The sequence below is a fragment of the Thalassobacillus sp. B23F22_16 genome, from assembly GCF_043496955.1.
Taxonomy (GTDB): domain Bacteria; phylum Bacillota; class Bacilli; order Bacillales; family Halobacillaceae; genus Thalassobacillus; species Thalassobacillus devorans_A.
This window is the reverse complement of the sequence record NZ_JBIEKD010000003.1, coordinates 186,666-206,342: the sequence shown is the minus strand read 5'-3', so window position 1 is coordinate 206,342 and position 19,677 is coordinate 186,666. Positions and strand designations below refer to the sequence as shown.

Genomic DNA, 19,677 nt, shown 5'->3' with positions numbered 1-19,677 from the left:
TAATGAGTTGGCGTGAATGTGTGTACTGCTTAAGTGAACCCGTTTCCGCAATCAAATCAATGATCGTATGCTTTCCAATGCCGGGAATCGATATCAGGTATTCGTATTCATCCAGCTGGGTGACTAAATCTTCTAAGTGATGATTGAGTTCTGTCAGTTGACGTTCGATTAGAAGAAACTGATCGACAAGTGCGGCGATTTCAAAGCGTGCCACCTCTTTGCCTGTCGAAATACCAATGGAGTTTTCAGCTGCCCGTTTCATCTCTCGAATCTTACTTTTCGAAGGAGAGGATATACCCGCTTTTTCTTTATACATCAGTGCCAGTTCCTCTACCTCCTGGTTTAGTAGATCCTCAGGAAAAGGCGTGTATTTCAAAATGGCGCAAGCCAATTGACCAAACCCTTTGATGACGGTTTTAAATTCAGGAAAGTACTGGTCGATCAACCCCGTCATTTGGTTTTTCAACATCGCTTGTTTGTCTTTCAGTTTCCACCGCGTTATGGAGCCGTTTTTCAGTTCAGCTTCTATACCTTCTGGAATTCTGGGATAGCTGAAATTACCACCAATCATGAGTTTCGCAATCAATCTTGCGTCCTTTTTATCGTTTTTTGTTTGAAGATTATCATCAAACTCTTTCGATTGTTTCACATGCGCAGGATTGACGACCACAAAAGAGATGTCCTCTTCAAGGAGGAAAGCAGCCAGGTTCATCCAGTAATGACCTGTGGGTTCAAACCCGATGATAACCTTACTTTTTCCATGTTGGTGCAGCCATTCCTTTATCTGTTTGTGAAACCCTTCGAAGCCAGCCCTACTCTGAGTAAATCCAACGGGACGTTGGAGTTCCCGTCCGCGATCATCGACCGCGCATGCATAATGGGTTTTTTTAGCGATATCGATACCGATCACTAAGGATTCTCCAGAGATTTGATTTATTTTAGCATTCCTATTAGAATTCAAGGGGAAGTCCTCCTTTTGATGTTTGTATTTGGGTACAAATGCATCATAACGGAGGGCTTTTTTTCATTCAAGGATCCTTCTACTGAATCCCACAGGAATCTCCCGCGGGAGAAGGGACTAGGCAAGACCCCACAGGGCGACAGCCCGAGGAAGCTCGCCAGTTCCCCCACAGGAAAGAAATGAATGCGTAATCGCCTTGGGAGACACGACACGCATAAGCAGAACAGCAAAAGGGAAGTGGTCTTTCTTCCCGTTGATGGACTGCTTATGTCGCGAGTGTCTAGGCGATGAAGCTGGAAAGCGAGTAGTTTCCCGGACATCCCTGACGCTATTATGGTAAAGAACCCTCACTATCTTGAAACTGAGTCTTCCACAATTCGGCCCTTTAGTTGAATAAGCATCTTATGAAATAATAACTACGTTATTGTCCCCAAGATTCAATATGGCGAGATGAAAAGGGATTCATTAAAAATGATTCTTCTGAATGCAGGCCAGGTGTGGGTTTAATATAGCTTTTCGAGTGATAAAATGTTATCATGCATACGGATATAACGTTAAAGAGGATTTAAAGGAGATTAAAACATGAAACGACACCTAGCTCGCGAGAAAGCTTTTCAAGTATTATTTCAAGTGGACGTCAATGATATCGATATGGAAGAGGCAATCGAACATGTATTAGAAGAAACAAAAAGTGATGCATTTATGGAGCAATTAATCCATGGTGTTTTTGCTCAAAAGCAAGCATTAGACGAAAAAATTTCAAATCACCTGGAAAATTGGACAATAAAGCGTCTTCCACTGGTGGAAAAAACCTTGTTACGAATGGCAGTTTATGAAATCGATTTTGTGGAAGACGTGCCTGAGCAGGTAGCTATCAATGAAGCAGTTGAATTGGCGAAAGTCTTCGGAGACGAGAAATCCGGAAAGTTCGTCAACGGTGTATTATCTAAAATGACCAAATAAATGTAGAGGGGTTGTTTCGTGTGGGTGCAAATATCATATATGGAAAAGAACTGGCAGCAGAGCTTCGAGAAGAAATGAAGCAGGAAGTAGCAGAGTTAAAAACAAAAAATATTATACCAGGCTTGACCGTCATCATTCTCGGGGAAGATCCAGCATCACTTTCCTATGTAAGAGGAAAGCAAAAGGCTTCGGAAAAGGTCGGCATGGAATCCAACTTGATTGAAATGCCTGAAACAACTTCTGAACAAGAGTTATTAGATTTGATAGCAGAGCAAAATGCCAAGGAATCTGTACATGGCATTCTCGTTCAACTTCCGTTACCAGCACATATATCGGAACAGAAAGTGATTGAAGCGATAGATCCCGAAAAAGATGTTGATGGCTTTCATCCGATAAATGTCGGAAGAATGATGACAGGGCAGGATACTTTTTATCCTTGTACCCCATATGGGATATTAATGATGTTGAAAAAGGCGGAAATTGACATAAAAGGAAAGCATGTAGTAGTGGTTGGGCGCAGTAACCTCGTCGGTAAACCCGTAGGTCAACTGCTATTGAACGAACACGCAACCGTTACCTATTGCCATTCTAAAACTCCTGATCTGGGTTTTCATACAAGACAAGCGGATATTGTTATTGTTGCGGCAGGAAAAGCTGGGCTTGTTACTGGGGAGCATATTAAAGAAGGTGCGGTCGTTATTGATGTAGGTGTCAACCGGGTGGATGGAAAACTAGTAGGTGACGTCGACTTTAATTCAGTTGAGCCGATTGCATCCTATCTTACTCCAGTACCAAAAGGTGTTGGGCCGATGACAATTACCATGTTATTACATAACACGATTAAAGCTGCCAAAAAAATTTATAATGTCATATAAAAGGAGCTTTTCACGTGGACGATCGCTATTTAACAGTTACAGCTCTTACAAAATATATCAAGCGTAAATTTTCATCAGATCCTCATTTGAAGGAAGTATGGCTCCGCGGAGAAATTTCAAACTTCAAACATCATAGCAGGGGGCATATGTACCTTTCCTTAAAGGATGATAAAGCGAGAATACAGGCTGTGATGTTTGCGGGGAATAATCGATTTCTGAAGTTCACGCCAGAAAATGGGATGAATGTCCTCGTTAGAGGAGAATTCGGAGTGTATGAACCGATGGGCCAATATCAGTTATATATCCACGAAATGGAACCTGATGGAATAGGAGCATTGTATCTCGCTTTTGAACAATTGAAAGAAAAGCTTGAAAAAGAAGGACTGTTTGAGCCAGCCTTTAAAAAGAAGCTGCCTGTCTATCCGAAGCATATCGGCATTATCACCTCTCCTACAGGAGCCGCCATCCGGGATATTCTAACCACCATAAAGCGAAGATATCCGGTGGTGAAACGATCCGTATTGCCAGTGTTAGTGCAAGGAGAAAGAGCGAAAGATTCAATCGTCAAAGCTATTGAATATGCTAACCGTATAGGGGCATTCGATGTCTTGATTGTCGGCAGGGGCGGTGGATCGATTGAAGATTTATGGAGTTTTAATGAGGAAGCGGTTGCTCGTGCAATTGCAGAATCTCATATCCCTGTCATTTCAGCTGTAGGACATGAAACGGATTATACCATCAGTGATTTTGTAGCAGATATTCGTGCAGCTACGCCCACCGGTGCAGCGGAATTAGCGGTTCCATCACAAGTGGAGCTAAATCAAAGAATCATGGTATTGAATCAGCGTCTTCAGCGTGCTTTGTTAAATGAACACACGGCAGCATCGAAGCGTCTGGACCGCCTTAAACGATCTTATGCTTTTAAATACCCGGCACAACTGACGCGTCAAAAAGAACAACAACTTGACCGGTTGATTGATTCATTGAACAAGCGTATGGAAGCACATCAAAAGCAAAAACTAGATACTTTAAAGCATATGAATACCAGGCTGCAACAGCATCACCCTGAACGACAAGTAAAACAAACGGAGGAACGGCTCGAACAATTGAGTCAGCGTTTAAACCGGGAAATAGGTATACAATTGAATGAAAAACAAAAACAGTTTAATAATTTACTGGAAAAAATGACCCTTTTGAATCCGCTGGAAATAATGAAAAGAGGGTATGCTATTCCTTTCAATGAAAACGGAAATGTAATCAGGGGAGTAGAATCGGTTCAGCCTGGAGAAGCCATCCAATTAAAACTTCAAAATGGAAGTTTGGACTGTCAGGTCTGGGGGATAGAGGAGGATGAACATGAGTGAAAACCAAAAAGAGCTGAGCTTTGAAGAAGCGATTGAGCAACTGGAGTCTCTAGTAGAAAAACTTGAAGAAGGCGATGTCCCTTTGGAGAAGGCAATCAATTATTACCAAGAAGGAATGAAACTTTCGAAAACATGCAGTGAAAAATTGAATCGCGTGGAACAGCAAATGCAGCAGATCATGAATGAACATGGCGAATTCGAACCGTTTTCGGTGCAGGAGGAAGAATAGTGGATCAGTCACTTTCTTTATATTTAGAAAAACACCAGGCTCTCATCAATGATTATCTGGAAGATTATATTACCAATAAACCAATCCTGCCCAGCTTAAAAACCTCCATGCTATACTCTATCCGGGCCGGGGGTAAACGGCTGCGTCCTATTCTGATGATGGCTTCCTGTGAAGCCTTTGGCGGTAAGAAAAAGGATGTTCTCCCCGTAGCGGCGGCCCTGGAAATGATTCATACGTATTCTTTGATCCATGATGACCTGCCAGCTATGGATGATGATGATTTACGGCGGGGACAGCCGACCAATCACAAAAAGTTCGATGAAGCGACAGCTATCCTTGCCGGAGATGCTTTATTAACTTTAAGTTTCCAAGCGATCATGGAAGCGGAAGGTCTATCTGATAAACAGAAGGTACACCTGGTGAAAAAGCTTTCGATCGCAAGCGGTGCCCTTGGAATGGTGGCAGGTCAATTAATGGATATGGAAAGCGAGGGCAAAGAAATTCCACTGGAAAGCCTGGAAAAGATTCATCACTTGAAAACTGGAAGGCTGATCAGTTTCGCTTTAATGTCCGGGGCATACATTGGAGGGGCAAATGAAAGGCAGCACCAATCGCTCGTAGAGACCGCTGACTTGTTAGGAATTATTTTTCAAATCCAGGATGATATCCTAGATGTTAGTGGTAACGCAGCTAAACTGGGTAAACCTGTGGGCAGCGATACTATTAATAACAAAAGTACTTATCCAGGTATACTTGGAATAGAAGGTTCCCTCAAAACTAAAAATATCTATGTGAATCGGGCAAAAAATTCGCTGAGAAAGGCTGAGGTGGGAAATACGATGCTGTTTACCTTGATTGATCACCTTAGCGACAGGGATCATTAATAGTATTGTTTAATTGAGGAAGTCTGACGTTTATGGTATATTATTAATTACATAAGGGATGGTGCAGTATTCTAGTCAGCCCTCCGTTCCTGAAGGCGGGCCTAAAAATCCGCCAAAGGGCATATCGATGAAGTTCCTTGTGTTGGCTTGAGGCGCCCAGCCTTGGGTCGATGCTGGGAGTTAAGGTAGTGGGGCGATCCACAAAGGCATGTGGGCGTTGACCCCGCTTCCGCGGAGGCCCATATCTGTGGTGGTTTCTTAGCCGGAAGCCACGATGGAATGGGGTATGAACCTGCTTTATATGGAGGAATTCTGTATGAGCAGCGTAGCCTGCCTTGAGTGGGCTTGAGGGGATTATGGAATTAAAGATGCATAAAAATGGATGGCCACCATTTTATGCAGCCTTTTCGCCATATGAAATCAAGCCTGCAAAAGAGGCTAAGGAACGGTCGAAGGCTGTTGAGGAAATCTCCTAGACTGTTTGGCAAGACACACAATAGGAATTATAGTGCGGACTAAGTGGTAATCCAGTCCGACTTTCGGAGACGAAGTCGATCCGGGTTTAATGGGGAACCGCCAGAATGGTGACATTCGGTACCTGGATGGGAAAACCTACTGGACCTAAGCTGCAATTTTTACCTATTGGGTGACCATTCCTTTCCTTACATAAAATTATTACCAAACTGATAGAGGGTATAAATGGATAATCAATTAAAAAAATCATTAAGATTCAGTATAAGTATCGCCGTTATCACATTTGTGTTAGCGGCTATTTTTTCAGTGATTTCTTCTTCGGTGCTGAGCGGTGTATTCTGGTATATAGGGTTAGTTATCGTTTTCATTATAGTGCTGATTGGTGTTATATTTGATATGTTAGGAATTGCAGCAACTGCTGCCTCAGAACCGCCATTCCATGCAATGGCTGCAGAAAAAGTGCCGGGAGCCAAACAAGCTATTCTCATAGTCCGAAATGCCGACCGGTTCGCAAGCTTCTGTAATGACGTTATAGGGGATATTTCCGGTATCGTTAGTGGGACAGCCTCTGCTATTGTGGTTATCCAGCTGGCCAATTCCTTTGGGCATTCGGAAGGATCCACATTGCAAATAACTATTTCTGTTATCATGACTAGTATAGTTGCAGCACTGACTGTCGGCGGTAAAGCTATCGGCAAGTTTTTAGCTATTCATTCTTCTACGAAAATTATTTTTTTTGCGGCAAGAGTGATCGCATGGATTGAAAATAAATTGAAAATAAATATCGTATCGAAACCAGCCGAGGCTTCCAGAAAAACACGTTAATAAGATAGGAGGTCCATTTATGGATCTAAAAAAAATTCAAGATCCTTCGTTTGTCAGGGATCTATCCAACGAAGACTTGAAACAGCTAGCCTCAAACATCAGAACTTTTTTAATTGAAAACCTTTCAAAAACAGGCGGTCATCTTGGAGCCAACCTAGGCGTTGTGGAATTGACACTAGCACTTCACAAGGTTTACGAGAGTCCCAAAGACCGGTTTATTTTTGATGTTGGTCATCAATCCTACATTCACAAAATATTGACAGGCCGTGCAGGTCAGTTTGATACATTAAGGCAATATCAAGGATTATGCGGTTTCCCAAAACGGTGTGAAAGCGAGCACGACCTATGGGAAACGGGTCATAGTTCCACCTCCCTCTCAGCAGCAATGGGAATGGCGATTGCCAGGGATGTAAGAGATGAAAAACATGCTATTCTGCCAATCATCGGGGACGGTGCATTAACGGGTGGAATGGCTCTTGAAGCATTGAATCATATTGGACATGAAAAAAAGAACATCACAGTGATTCTCAATGATAATGAAATGTCCATTGCCAAAAATGTCGGAGCGCTTCATAACGCTTTAGGACGAATGAGAAGTGCAGGGAAGTACAACCGGGCAAAAGATGACCTGGAATGGTTACTTAAAAAAATTCCTGCTGTCGGTGGAAGGCTTGCCCAGGCTGCCGAACGTCTTAAAGATAGTATGAAGTATTTTGTTGTGCCTGGTATGTTTTTCGAAGAACTTGGATTTACGTATTATGGTCCAGTGGATGGTCATGATTTTAACGATTTGTTAGAAAACCTTAATTATGCCAAGAAAACAGAAGGACCAGTAATCGTACATGTTATGACACAAAAGGGGAAAGGTTACCATCCGGCAGAGTCTGACCAAACAGACAAATGGCATGGGGTCGGGCCGTATAAAATCGATTCTGGAGAGAAAATCAAACCTGACGCCGCCCCGCCTGCATGGAGTTCTGTCATAACAGAAGCACTTCGTCGTGAGGCAAGAGGCGATGAACGTATAGTTGCTATTACACCAGCGATGATCCTGGGCTCTAAATTAGAAAAATTCGGTGAAGAATTTCCTGATCGCTTATTTGATGTTGGAATTGCAGAGCAGCATGCAACCACAGTGGCGGCAGGGTTGGCTACACAGGGTATGAAGCCGTTCCTGGCGATTTATTCTACTTTCTTACAACGTGCTTATGACCAGGTGGTGCACGATGTATGCCGGCAAAAACTCAATGTTGTATTCGGTATCGACCGGGCTGGACTTGTAGGAGCAGATGGCGAAACACATCAGGGTGTATTCGATATAGCTTTTCTAAGAAGTCTGCCAAATATGACCTTAATGATGCCTAAGGATGAGAACGAAGCTCAGCATATGGTTCATACAGCAATGAAGCATGAAGACGGGCCAATTGGAATCCGTTACCCGAGAGGTAATGCGAAAGGCGTTCAGGTAGATCCGGAACATAAATTGATTGATATTGGGAGCTGGGAAGTACTCCAGGAAGGCTCAGATGCCGTCATTCTTACTTTCGGGACAACGATTGAACTGGCTTTAGAAGCAAGCGAAGAACTAAAAAAGCAAGGGATTTCAGTAAGGGTTGTAAATGCAAGGTTCATCAAGCCTTTGGATGAGGCAATGCTGCATGACATTATGCAGGCAGACCTGCCAATTCTTACAATCGAAGAGGCCGTGTTACAAGGTGGTTTCGGTTCAAGCATTCTTGAATTTGCTGAAGAAAACTTATATAGAAATCAAGTGATTAAACGTATGGGGATTCCTGATCGTTTCATTGAACATGGAAAAGTACCGGAATTACTGAAAGAAATTGACCTTACTAAAGAAGCTGCCGTTTCAAATTTAAAAGAAATGACACCAAGTAAACAAAAAAGGGCTTGAACATATGGCAAAGAAACTACGTCTGGATATATTACTCGTCGAAAGAGGCATAATAGAAACAAGAGAAAAAGCAAAACGAACCATAATGGCAGGGCTTGTGTATTCGGAAAATGCTCGCCTGGATAAGCCGGGGATGAAAGTGGAAGATGATATTCCATTACATGTAAAAGGAAAGCTGATCCCCTATGTCAGCCGTGGTGGATTGAAACTTGAAAAGGCTATTAAGCAGTTTGATTTAGATTTAAAAGATAAAATTATGATTGATATAGGTTCTTCTACAGGGGGGTTTACGGATTGTGCGCTGCAAAATGGTGTGAAGAACAGTTATGCCATTGATGTCGGATACAATCAGCTTGATTGGAAACTAAGAAGCGACCCGCGTGTATATGTTATGGAACGCACCAATTTCCGTTATGTAACCCCAGAGGACTTAGAACACGGGCTTCCTGACTTTGCTTCTATTGATGTGTCCTTCATTTCACTTCGTTTAATTTTGCCAGTGTTGAAAGACCTGTTGAAAGATGAAAGTGATATCGTGGCATTGATAAAACCGCAGTTTGAAGCCGGAAGAGAACAAGTAGGGAAAAAAGGGATTGTCCGCGATGCAAAGGTCCATGAAGAAGTGGTCAAGAGGATTCTTGATTTTGCTGAAGAGCAGGGTTACACGGTTGCGAACCTTTCATTCTCTCCTATTACAGGTGGAGACGGGAACATTGAGTTTTTAGCGCATTTTCGTTGGAAATCCAATAAGGAAGGTAATCGCAGCTCCGATGTCGAAATAAGTAATATTGTGAAAGAAGCACATGAGACACATCGGAAGCATGCGTAGTAATGGGGAGGGCTGCCTTGGTGTGTAGCCCTCCTTTTTTACGCCTTAAAAACCTTGAATTGGTTAAAAGATATAATGGATGCTAATTGCTATCAGGACTTGGTGTTCATCCAAGCTTGTCAAATATAGATTCGAGTGACTCAGATTGGAGGAAACTAACGTGAATAAAGGTCAACGACATATAAAAATACGTGAATTGATTACTAATAATGATATTGAAACACAGGATGAACTTGTCGATCGTTTAAAAAGTCTGGGATACAATGTTACACAGGCTACAGTTTCAAGGGATATTAAAGAATTGCACCTTGTCAAAGTACCAATGATCGATGGTCGCTATAAATACAGTCTTCCAGCAGACCAACGCTTCAATCCTTTAGAGAAACTTCGTCGTCTCATGATGGATGCTTTTGTGAGTATTGACCGGGCTGGTCATTTTATTATTTTAAAAACATTGCCTGGTAACGCCAACGCTGTCGGCGCTTTGATTGATAATCTGGACTGGGAAGAAATCATGGGAACGATATGTGGGGATGATACTTGCTTGATTATCTGCAGAAGTGAAGAACAGACCCGGTTGATTTCTGATCAATTATTAGAAATGCTGTAAGTAGAAGAAACCATAACCTGGACATTCTTAAATATCTTTGAAATGGGGAAACTGAGGTGGCTCTACAATGTTAATGGAACTTTCAATTCGTGATTTTGCAATCATTGATCAAATTTCTGTGAATTTCAGGGATGGATTGACTGTATTGACGGGAGAAACCGGTGCAGGTAAGTCGATTATCATCGATGCGATTCAGTTACTGGCTGGTGGTCGTGGTTCGGTGGAGTTTGTACGGCATGGCAGTAAGAAGGCTGAGATTGAAGGTTTATTTTCAATTGAAGGGTACCATCCTGTCTATGATAAAGGTGAAGAATTCGGGGTAGAAATCGAAGAAGATGGCATGGTGGTACTGCACCGCACCATTACTTCTCAGGGAAAGAGCATTTGCCGCATCAATGGAAAACTGGTTACGTTAGCTATACTTCGTGAATTCGGTAAAACGCTGATTGACATTCACAGTCAGCATGAAACACAATCTTTGATGGACGCGGAGCGACACATCGAACTCCTCGATTTGTACGCCCATAAAGAAATTAGTCCTGCAAAACAAGAATATAGGAAGTTGTATGATAAATTTCAAAGCTTGCAGAGGCGATACAGAGAGTTAAATGACAATGAACAGGAAATGGCGCAACGGCTTGATTTATTAGAATTCCAATGGAATGAACTTCAAGCTGCAGAGCTACAGCCAAATGAGGATATTTTACTGACAGAAGAACGTAACCGGCTGGTCAATTATGAAAAAATATACGCAGGCATTCATGGAGCGTACCAGGCTCTTTATGGGGAACAAAAAGGCTTGGACTGGGTGTCTCATGCTCTTAACGCGTTGGAGGGCGCCCAGGATTATGATGAACAGATAAAAAAAATGACCGAAGAAATGTCTAATCATTATTATTTAATGGAAGAAATGACATTCCAGCTCAGTTCTCAGCTTGAACAATTGGAATTTGATCCAGAACGGCTCGATGTCATCGAAAGTCGCTTGAATGAAATTAATCGCTTAAAGAAAAAATATGGAGAAAGCGTTGAGGAGATTCTCGAATACAGTTCCCGCATAGAAGAAGAGATGGGTGAAATTAAGAACAAGGACTCTCATTTGACCAAACTGGAAAGCGATATTAAAGATGTTGGCCAGGATGCAGCGTTAGAAGCTAAGCATCTTCAGGATATCAGGATGAAAGCATCAAAAGAACTTGCTATTGCTATCCAGCAGGAATTAAAAGGGCTTTATCTTGATAAGGCTGCTTTCGCTGTTGATATTCAAACGAAGAAAGGCCAGCAGGAAGATCCTCTTTTTGAGGGGAAGAATGTCAAACTACTGCCTAATGGGTTTGATATAGTGAAATTTTTAATTACCACCAATCCTGGTGAACCATTGAAGGAGATCCATAAAGTAGCCTCAGGCGGGGAGTTATCACGGGTAATGCTGGCATTAAAGAAAATATTCTCCAAACATCAGGGCGTGACTAGTGTCATTTTTGATGAAGTTGATACAGGAGTCAGCGGCAGGGTTGCTCAAGCGATAGCGGAAAAAATATATGGAATCGCTGAAGGTTCCCAGGTGCTTTGTATATCTCATCTTCCTCAAGTGGCGTCCATGGCTGATACACATTTACAAATTGAAAAGCATGTTACTGGAGAACGTACTGCCACATCTGTCCATGAACTGGAGGAAAAGGAAAAAGTGGAGGAAATCAGCAGAATGATTACTGGCGCTGAACTAACTGAAACTACAAAAGAACATGCCAAAGAATTATTGGAATTAGCAGCCAGATATAAGGTGGGAGATCACTCAACAACACACTGAATCCAGTGTAATGTTGTCCTTTATTATGGGAGGATTTAAACTTTTTATCCATTGATTAGCAACAGATTTGTTTCAGGAATAGTTCCCTCTTTTTTCTGAGGTTGTGTGTGTTTAAAATGCTCCTCCTTAGACCACATTAAAAGTAAACCATTCGATTGCGATGGTGTGGGTTAGAGGCGAGGAGTTGGAACATTTGAAATATAAGCAACAGATGAGAAAAGCAGCTGGATTAATCCTTTTGCTCACCATGATTGTATTACCGTTTCTAAGCCCTGTACAACAATATTTATCCATTCCCACAGAATGGACCACCTTTCAAGAACAAGGCATCTCCAGTGTGCCAGCTATAAAAGAAATCGATGAGGCTGAAGGTTCTTCGCTTCACTCTCTTCAATCAAGTGATGAGATCACTTCGTCCGACGAATTTTTCTACAATGTTGCAGGATTCCCCTTGAAAAAGATCAATGTGGACTATCTTGATGACTTCAAAGTTATACCTGGAGGACAATCGATTGGTGTTAAACTGCATACTAAAGGAGTGTTAGTTGTAGGGCACCATCAAGTCAAGACAGACTCTGAACAGGTATCGCCAGGAGAAAAAGCAGGAATACAAGTCGGCGACATTTTATTGAAGGTCAACGGTGAAGAGTTAGAAGAAATGGCTGACATGGCTCCATTAGTAAAAACAGCAGGTGAAGATGATAAAGACCTGAAATTGACCGTGAAACGTGGGGAGGAAGTGTTTGATACCAATCTTACACCCACTTATGACGTAAAAGACCAGAAATATCGTATTGGTCTTTATATCCGCGATTCAGCAGCAGGAATTGGAACCATGACATTTTATGACCCTGCTTCTAAAAAATATGGAGCACTAGGACACGTCATTTCCGATATGGATACGCAAAAGCCTATCGAAATTCATGATGGTACCATTGTAAGATCTAATGTTACTTCCATTCAAAAAGGGAGTGAAGGTGTACCAGGTGAAAAAAGGGCAGAGTTTTCCGCTGAGAGAAATCGTATCGGAGAAATCACCAAAAACAGCCCATTTGGTATATTTGGTAAATTGGATGATAGCATAACTAACGGTGTCAATGATCAGCCTCTTCCGATTGCATTGTCACATGAAGTAAAGGAAGGCCCTGCTAAGATTTTGACAGTCGTTAAAGGTGAAGAAGTACAGGAGTTCGATGTGGAGGTAGTTAGTACAGTTCCACAAAAGCAACCTGCTACAAAAGGGATGGTTGTTAAAATAACTGACCCGGAATTACTGAAGGAAACAGGTGGGATCGTTCAGGGGATGAGTGGAAGCCCAATTATACAAAATGGAAAAATTATAGGGGCAGTTACGCATGTATTTGTCAATGACCCGACATCAGGTTATGGTGTCCATATTGAATGGATGCTGCAAGAAGCAGGTATAGATATTTATAAAGATCAAGCCAGTTAAAGCCGTAGTTACTACGGCTTTTTTATATTAAGCAACTGGGTCATTGCATAAAAACATATTCCTCTTTTGGAAAATTTATGTTATTATGTTAACAGTAAAGATTTTTCGACAAAACCAGGATTCACTTATGCACTAATTGTAGAATATAATCGAAAACTAAAGAAAATAAGAGTAAATAGAAGCATTTTAAAAATAAATAAATTTTTCTCACTAAATTAAAAGGATTATCTGCACGATTGTCGAATACATTACTTGGAAGCACAGGCGGAAATTACAAGGAGGAATTAAGTAAAATGGAAAAAATCAAAATTGGTTTGGCAGACGATAATCGTGAGTTGATCAAGTTGCTGGAGGACTATTTTGAAGACATTAAGGATGTTGAAGTAGTCGGCACTTCATATAATGGAAAAGAATGTCTTGAGATGCTGAAAGAAACGACGCCTGATGTACTGGTACTGGATATTATTATGCCGCATATGGATGGACTAGCTGTTTTGAGCCAAATGAAGCAGTTGGAATTAAAGAAAAAACCTAGTGTAATCATGCTCACTGCTTTTGGTCAAGAAGAAGTAACGAAAAAAGCGGTGGATTTAGGCGCTTCATATTTCATGCTGAAGCCATTTGACCTTGATTCCCTGACGGATCAGATCCGTCAGATCCATGGTTCTAATGATCCAATCAGTAAAGCAATTGGAACAAGCGCTAAAGCTGGCCAGAAGCCTGACCTTAATACAAGCATTACTCATATTATCCATGAGATTGGAGTACCTGCTCATATTAAAGGCTACATGTATTTACGTGAAGCAATCTCAATGGTGTATAATGATATCGAACTGTTGGGATCGATCACTAAAGTATTGTATCCGGACATCGCAAAAAAATATCAGACAACTGCATCCCGGGTAGAACGTGCCATTCGCCATGCCATTGAAGTAGCATGGAACAGAGGTAATGTGGAATCTATTTCTTCTTTATTTGGTTATACCATTTCAAATACTAAAGCAAAACCTACGAACTCCGAATTCATTGCGATGGTAGCCGACCGCCTGCGTCTGGAACATAAAGCAAGTTAATTATGGTAAATACGTTTGCTTAAATAAGATAAAGCTTCCCACTCTTCATAAAGAGAGTGTGGGAAGCTTTTTTCATTCACTCCGGATTTTCATAAAAGTCAATTTTTCCATATAGGGTAGTTAAGGTTATTGTGTAGGCGTGTCTGTAACTTCGCAAAGGAATTATTATGATATTTTATAAAAAATCAGAATTCTCCCTACAAATAATGGAGAACCAAGTATATCTATGTTACAATTTTAAATTATTAATCACTTTATCAAAGTAGCAGGGAGATGTAATAATGAAAGTAGTAAAATTTGGGGGAAGCTCTGTAGCAAATGCAGCCCAACTAAGAAAAGTTGCAAATATTATGTTAGATGATACAGAAAGAAAAGTGGTGGTAGTATCTGCACCTGGTAAAAGGTTCAGTGATGATGTCAAAATGACTGATTTACTGATTGAACTTGCTGGTAAGGTAATAGGCAAGGAAAATCATGATGCAGCTTTATCTGCAGTCATGGATCGTTTCCGTGAAATCATCCAGGAATTGGAGCTCTCGGAGGATTTGACTGAAACGATTCAAAAGAACATCGAATATATCATCCAAACACATGAATCTGCAGAATGGACCTTAGATGCCCTCAAGTCCTGTGGAGAGGATGGTTCTGCACAAATCCTCAGCGCGTATTTACAATCAAAAGATGTAGAAGCTTCCTATGTGAATCCAAAAGATGCCGGCATTATTGTGAGTGATGAACCAGGTCAGGCGCAGGTGCTGGATGAAAGCCTGGAACAACTGTATAAACTTCGGGAACGTGATGGTATTCTTGTCATTCCGGGATTTTTCGGGTACAGCAAAGCTGGCAGATTGGTGACTTTTCCACGGGGAGGTTCTGATATTACCGGCTCTATTGTAGCCGCAGGAGTAAAAGCTGATTTATATGAAAACTTCACGGATGTAGATTCGGTCTATTGTGTAAATCCAACGATTGTTTCTAACCCTAAACAAATTACTTCCTTGACTTATAAGGAAATGCGTGAACTTTCCTATGCAGGCTTTTCTGTTTTTCATGATGAAGCTTTAATTCCCGCGTTTAAAGCAAAGATTCCAGTGTGTATTAAGAACACAAATAATCCCCAAGCGCCAGGGACCATGATTGTTTCAGAAAACGAAGCTGGTTATGGACGTGTTACAGGGATAGCCAGTGATAAAGGATTCCTGACACTTTATGTAAGTAAATATTTAATGAACAGGGAAATAGGGTTTGGTCGTCGATTACTGCAAATTTTAGAAGATGAAGGAATTTCTTTTGAACACGCTCCGTCTGGAATTGATGATATGTCTGTCATTTTACGTGAAGACCAGTTGCCTATAGACAAGGAAGAACAAGTCATTGCACGAATTAAAAATGAGTTGAATGTAGATATGGTGAACATCGAGCGGAATATGGCAATGGTCATGCTTGTTGGAGAAGGGATGAATAATACTATAGGTCTGGCAAGTCAGGCTACCCGTGCTTTCCGTGAAGCGGATGTTAATATCGAAATGATCAACCAAGGGTCATCAGAAGTATCCATGATGTTTGGCGTCTATGAAGAAGGTATGGAACGTGTTGTTCAATATTTATATAAAGAATTTTTTGAATAAAGGTTAAAAAAGCAGCCAGGAACCCTGGCTGCTTTTTTTCTGATCAGCTTGAACTTAATAGTAAGGAACCCTTCTTTTTGGATGGCTCAAGGGAGTCCAATTGTTTTTGTAAATAATAATAATCCTTTGCACCTGATTCTATAGCCCCTTTTAATAATTGCTCAAACAACTCTGCAGTCATAATCGCATCATTCAATGCATGGTGACGTTCCATCTGTTCAATATCAAAGTATCTTAATAAGGGATCCAGCTGGTGACGTATTTCAGGAAGCAGCCATTGGGCAACTAATTGGGAATCGATCACAGGAGGATTAAAGTCAGGAAGCTTCCAGCGTTTTAACATTGCACGCAGAAAACGCATATCAAACTTTGCAGGGTGGGCAACTAAAATAGAATTATCACTGAACGATAAAAAACGGTCAAACCCTTCAATGAAAGACGTTCCATTCTTTAATTGAGTGCGCGTCAGTCCGGTCAAGTCCAATGTATGCCTGCGTACAGGGCGAATCGGCCTTATAATTTGATGGAATTTTTTTATATGACAAGATTGCAGACCTTCGATTTGGATGGCACCGATCGATATAATCTCATGACCTATCTCCGGAAGAAAGCCGGTGGTTTCTAAATCGAAAATTGTATAAGTTGCTTGATCCAGCGGCTGTTGAAGTAATTCGCCTGGAGGCTGGTAATTCTCTAGTTTCCGATATAACGTATGATAAGCATCCTGCCTCCGGTATGGGCGGATTTTATAGGAATAAATTGCTTTTTCAAAGAACAGATATTTAAGTATTTGCAGGTCAATAGGAAGCATTAAACCACCCGATTCCTGTTATAACTTAATTCCAGTACTTGTTGCAGACGTTTAGCTATAATCAAGGCGTCACGAAGCAGCCTTTTTTCATCTTTTTTGAGACGGGCCAGGTTTAACTCATTGGTTAACGGCAGGTTCTCGTCTAACTGCCGCAAATTTTCCTGTAATCGGAAGGTAAGCAGGCGATGGAAAGCTAATTTAGCATTTTCGGCATCTCTAGGGTGGAATCGTTCCTGTTCGGTGAGTGCTGTCAGCCTTTTTACCGTATTAATTTCATCAATCCCGTACTTGATAGAATAAATTCGGATAGCATTGACAATCTGCATTATCGCAGATTTCTTTAAATTTAACCCTCTTTTTTTGCCTATGCCGGTGATCCTGCCGAATGGCTGAATCGGTACTCTGAATCGTAAGGTATCCTTCATTAATAACTGATGAAGATTTAAGGAACGTTGGATTCTTTTCACGACATATTCCCGAAGTTCATAGGCGAGGGAATAGTCACCGAATACCGGCCGAAAATCGACAAAGATAGTAAAATCCCTTATTTCCTCTCCATCCATTTTTTCGATCCATTCATTTATGCTGTTATACCATTCCTCTGTAGATTTCCTCCATTTTTCTTCTTTTGCCATAATTCCTCCGGTGCATAATGGAAAGCCACAATAATGAAGCATGTGATTAATCTTTTCGCCCAATCGTTTAAAATAGTTTTCGATTTTTTCGGCGGCATGCAGGTGTTTATAATCTGCCAGTATCAGACCATTGTCCTGGTCTGTACTGAAAGCTTGTTCTTTTCTCCCCAGACTCCCCATCACTATAAAACAATAGTTGATTGGAGGAGCGCCATACCCTTCTTTTACCATCTCTTCCTCAGCAATCTGAATAATTTGTTTGTGGATACGTTCATTATAATTGGATATTAATTCTGTGATGTCATAGGCATACATGTTCTCACCGACAAGACTGGCCACAAATTGTTGGAAGCGTTGATTATTGCTGGGAGATAATAATTTTAGCTCTTCTACACTAGTGGCATTTGAAATCCTGTAAGTCAAATCGAAATATACAGAGTTTTGAATCGTAAAGAAAGAGGACTGCCTCAACACCCCTGCAATGGTATCCCGGTGCAGGACCGGGATAAGCTCCGTAGGGTGATGCTTCAAGTAACTTAATGCATCATATATAAAGGACTGAGAGGCAATGGCGAACGATTCTTCGGTCGCATATGCTTTTACCGGCCTGGTATGTCCATTTTCAAAATAAGCCTTTAAAATTTCTGAATAACCAATCATACCGAGCATAGTCTGACGGTCTTCACTTACGATCAAGGCTTCTACCTTTTCTTCCTGGATAATCCTGGCTGCTTGTTCCACCGTTTTTTCTGGATGAATGAAAGTGGGCGGCTCCATAAAGGTATCGGCACGCTTTTTAAACAATTCTTTCTCATCATTTTCATCAGATGTAGAACTTTTATATTTAATCTCATTATAGAGCGATTTCATCATGTTGCTGATTTCATCGACGACTACTTTTGAGAAGTGTGTATTGGTGGACATGACATCAAAGAATTTCGATTTATCAAAACGTAGTGTCTTGGTCGCTTCAAGTGCCTGTACAGAAAATTTCATCTCCCCGCTTGTCAGCATCATCATGACACCTACCAGGTCTCCGGGATAAAAAAAGTTGACGGACAACTGCTGACCATTCGAACGGTGCATAATATTCTTGGCAAGTCCTGATAATATAAATTGCACCTCTATTGTATCTTCTTCTTGATCTTCATGGATAATGAATTCATTTTTATTATATTCATTCATGGAAGCATCACCGAAAATTTCATTGAATTCTTCAGGTGTTAACAAGTTGAAGGGATACTGCTCTTTGAACATATCCTGGTAACTTTCCATCTAAAAACTCCTTCGTGATATTCTTAGTAGTCTTAGTATAGCAAATTAAGTATAACGAATGCTTCCCAAGCCGTTTAAAGGAATTCTCCCCGAGGTTTCGCTAACTGTTTTTGTTGATTATTCATAATAGCCTTATTCCACAATAGGGCCGAATTGTGGAAGACTCAGTTTCAAGATAGTGAGGGTTCTTTACCATAATAGCGTCAGGGATGTCCGGGAAACTACTCGCTTTCCTGCGGGGGAACCGGCAAGCCTCCTCGGTCGTTTTCACTCCCTGTGGGGTCTTGCCTAGTCCCTTCTCCCGCGGGAGTCTCGCAGTTTCCCTGCCACCCCATCCGAAGGATGGGAGAAAAGAACCCCTGTTATATTGCAGATGTCTTCTACTTTTAATGGATAATTGAATAAAGACGCGGTTTTAAGCTCACATTTCATGCATAGCTCACTCTTGGTTTGAAGAACGATATACCGATGTTTCCGTATCTCTCATAAACGCAAGGAGGTCCGGGAAATTGCGAGACTCCAGTGGGATGGACATGAGCGGTGAGATCCCGCAAGGCGAAGCCCGAGGAAGCTCACCGTACGCCCATGGAAAGCGAGTAATTTCCCGGACCTCCTAACCGTTACTATCGTAACGGAAACAATTTATCTCGAAACTGAGTCTTCAAGAAAAGGGAGCTTTACTGGAGAAATGCAATGTTGGTTTTAACCAATAAAAAAAGAGCTCTTTAGCCCTTTTTTAAAATTTCCCATTCGTATTTTTCCTCTTACTATCCCGGTGACGAATAAATCCGGCTATAAATCCTATACCGCCTAATATAAATAAAACTCCAAATATGAATTGGATAGAAATATGAAAAAAGATCGGATGCATAATACCAAATAACGTGTCCCGGATTAGTTTAATTCCTAATGTAGCAATAATACCCGGAATCAGCATAATTAATAAAGCTATCAATCGCATTGTGCTTTATCTCCCTTTACTATCAATAATTTATTGCAAAACCTTTCACTGCTTTTTAGTATAGCAAACAAGCTTTTTTCTGAAAACATTTTTATCTTGCTAATA

General features: G+C 41.1%; 17 protein-coding genes. 13 read left to right on the top strand and 4 right to left on the bottom strand.

Annotated features, from left to right (window positions below):
* The coding region (locus ACGTNI_RS04855; RefSeq protein ID WP_394460400.1) for an IS110 family RNA-guided transposase at positions 1–961 on the bottom strand (961 nt) is incomplete at its 3' end.
* A 582-nt stretch (positions 962–1,543) separates the two neighbouring features.
* Here ACGTNI_RS04855 and nusB point away from each other — a divergent pair.
* The 13 genes from nusB (at position 1,544) to ACGTNI_RS04790 (ending at position 15,890) form a co-directional block, all read left to right on the top strand.
* The gene (nusB, locus tag ACGTNI_RS04850) at positions 1,544–1,924 is read left to right on the top strand and encodes a transcription antitermination factor NusB (protein WP_394460398.1); all 381 of its coding nucleotides are present in this window, start codon (positions 1,544–1,546) and stop codon (positions 1,922–1,924) included.
* A gap of 20 nt (positions 1,925–1,944) precedes the next feature.
* Entirely contained in the window at positions 1,945–2,799 is an 855-nt protein-coding gene (gene folD, locus ACGTNI_RS04845; RefSeq protein ID WP_394460396.1) for a bifunctional methylenetetrahydrofolate dehydrogenase/methenyltetrahydrofolate cyclohydrolase FolD, read from the top strand.
* A gap of 14 nt (positions 2,800–2,813) precedes the next feature.
* Positions 2,814–4,163, top strand: a complete 1,350-nt coding sequence (gene xseA, locus ACGTNI_RS04840; RefSeq protein ID WP_394460394.1) for an exodeoxyribonuclease VII large subunit — start codon at positions 2,814–2,816, stop codon at positions 4,161–4,163.
* On the top strand, positions 4,156–4,392 hold the full coding sequence (locus ACGTNI_RS04835) for an exodeoxyribonuclease VII small subunit (protein WP_394460392.1): 237 nt from the start codon (positions 4,156–4,158) through the stop codon (positions 4,390–4,392). The genes xseA and ACGTNI_RS04835 overlap by 8 nt, the downstream gene beginning before the upstream one ends.
* Positions 4,392–5,276, top strand: coding sequence for a polyprenyl synthetase family protein (locus ACGTNI_RS04830; protein WP_394460390.1), 885 nt, complete (start codon positions 4,392–4,394; stop codon positions 5,274–5,276). Before ACGTNI_RS04835 ends, ACGTNI_RS04830 begins: the two co-directional genes overlap by 1 nt.
* A gap of 699 nt (positions 5,277–5,975) precedes the next feature.
* Entirely contained in the window at positions 5,976–6,575 is a 600-nt protein-coding gene (locus ACGTNI_RS04825; RefSeq protein WP_085508822.1) for a hypothetical protein, read from the top strand.
* A gap of 19 nt (positions 6,576–6,594) precedes the next feature.
* Complete coding sequence (gene dxs / locus ACGTNI_RS04820; protein ID WP_085508821.1) at positions 6,595–8,487, top strand: 1-deoxy-D-xylulose-5-phosphate synthase; 1,893 nt, start codon at positions 6,595–6,597, stop codon at positions 8,485–8,487.
* A 4-nt stretch (positions 8,488–8,491) separates the two neighbouring features.
* Positions 8,492–9,316, top strand: coding sequence for a TlyA family RNA methyltransferase (locus ACGTNI_RS04815; protein WP_394460387.1), 825 nt, complete (start codon positions 8,492–8,494; stop codon positions 9,314–9,316).
* A gap of 160 nt (positions 9,317–9,476) precedes the next feature.
* Positions 9,477–9,926, top strand: a complete 450-nt coding sequence (gene ahrC, locus ACGTNI_RS04810) for a transcriptional regulator AhrC/ArgR (RefSeq protein ID WP_062447998.1) — start codon at positions 9,477–9,479, stop codon at positions 9,924–9,926.
* A 67-nt stretch (positions 9,927–9,993) separates the two neighbouring features.
* Entirely contained in the window at positions 9,994–11,736 is a 1,743-nt protein-coding gene (gene recN, locus ACGTNI_RS04805; protein ID WP_394460385.1) for a DNA repair protein RecN, read from the top strand.
* A 160-nt stretch (positions 11,737–11,896) separates the two neighbouring features.
* Complete coding sequence (gene spoIVB / locus ACGTNI_RS04800) at positions 11,897–13,189, top strand: SpoIVB peptidase (RefSeq protein ID WP_394460383.1); 1,293 nt, start codon at positions 11,897–11,899, stop codon at positions 13,187–13,189.
* A gap of 293 nt (positions 13,190–13,482) precedes the next feature.
* Positions 13,483–14,262 carry a sporulation transcription factor Spo0A gene (gene spo0A, locus ACGTNI_RS04795; RefSeq protein WP_085508818.1) on the top strand — a complete coding sequence of 260 codons (780 nt, stop codon included), beginning with the start codon at positions 13,483–13,485 and terminating at the stop codon, positions 14,260–14,262.
* Positions 14,263–14,543: 281 nt separating this feature from the next.
* A complete protein-coding gene (locus ACGTNI_RS04790; protein ID WP_085508798.1) occupies positions 14,544–15,890 on the top strand; it encodes an aspartate kinase in 1,347 nt (448 codons plus the stop codon).
* A 43-nt stretch (positions 15,891–15,933) separates the two neighbouring features.
* Here the strand turns inward: ACGTNI_RS04790 and ACGTNI_RS04785 are convergent, their stop codons facing one another.
* The 3 genes from ACGTNI_RS04785 to ACGTNI_RS04775 form a co-directional block, all read right to left on the bottom strand.
* Positions 15,934–16,701, bottom strand: a complete 768-nt coding sequence (locus ACGTNI_RS04785; RefSeq protein WP_085508797.1) for a 3'-5' exonuclease — start codon at positions 16,699–16,701, stop codon at positions 15,934–15,936.
* Positions 16,701–18,611, bottom strand: a complete 1,911-nt coding sequence (locus tag ACGTNI_RS04780; RefSeq protein WP_085508796.1) for a DUF294 nucleotidyltransferase-like domain-containing protein — start codon at positions 18,609–18,611, stop codon at positions 16,701–16,703. Before ACGTNI_RS04780 ends, ACGTNI_RS04785 begins: the two co-directional genes overlap by 1 nt.
* 736 nt (positions 18,612–19,347) lie before the next feature.
* Positions 19,348–19,572, bottom strand: coding sequence for a DUF2627 domain-containing protein (locus ACGTNI_RS04775; protein WP_062446592.1), 225 nt, complete (start codon positions 19,570–19,572; stop codon positions 19,348–19,350).
* Positions 19,573–19,677 lie beyond the last annotated feature (105 nt).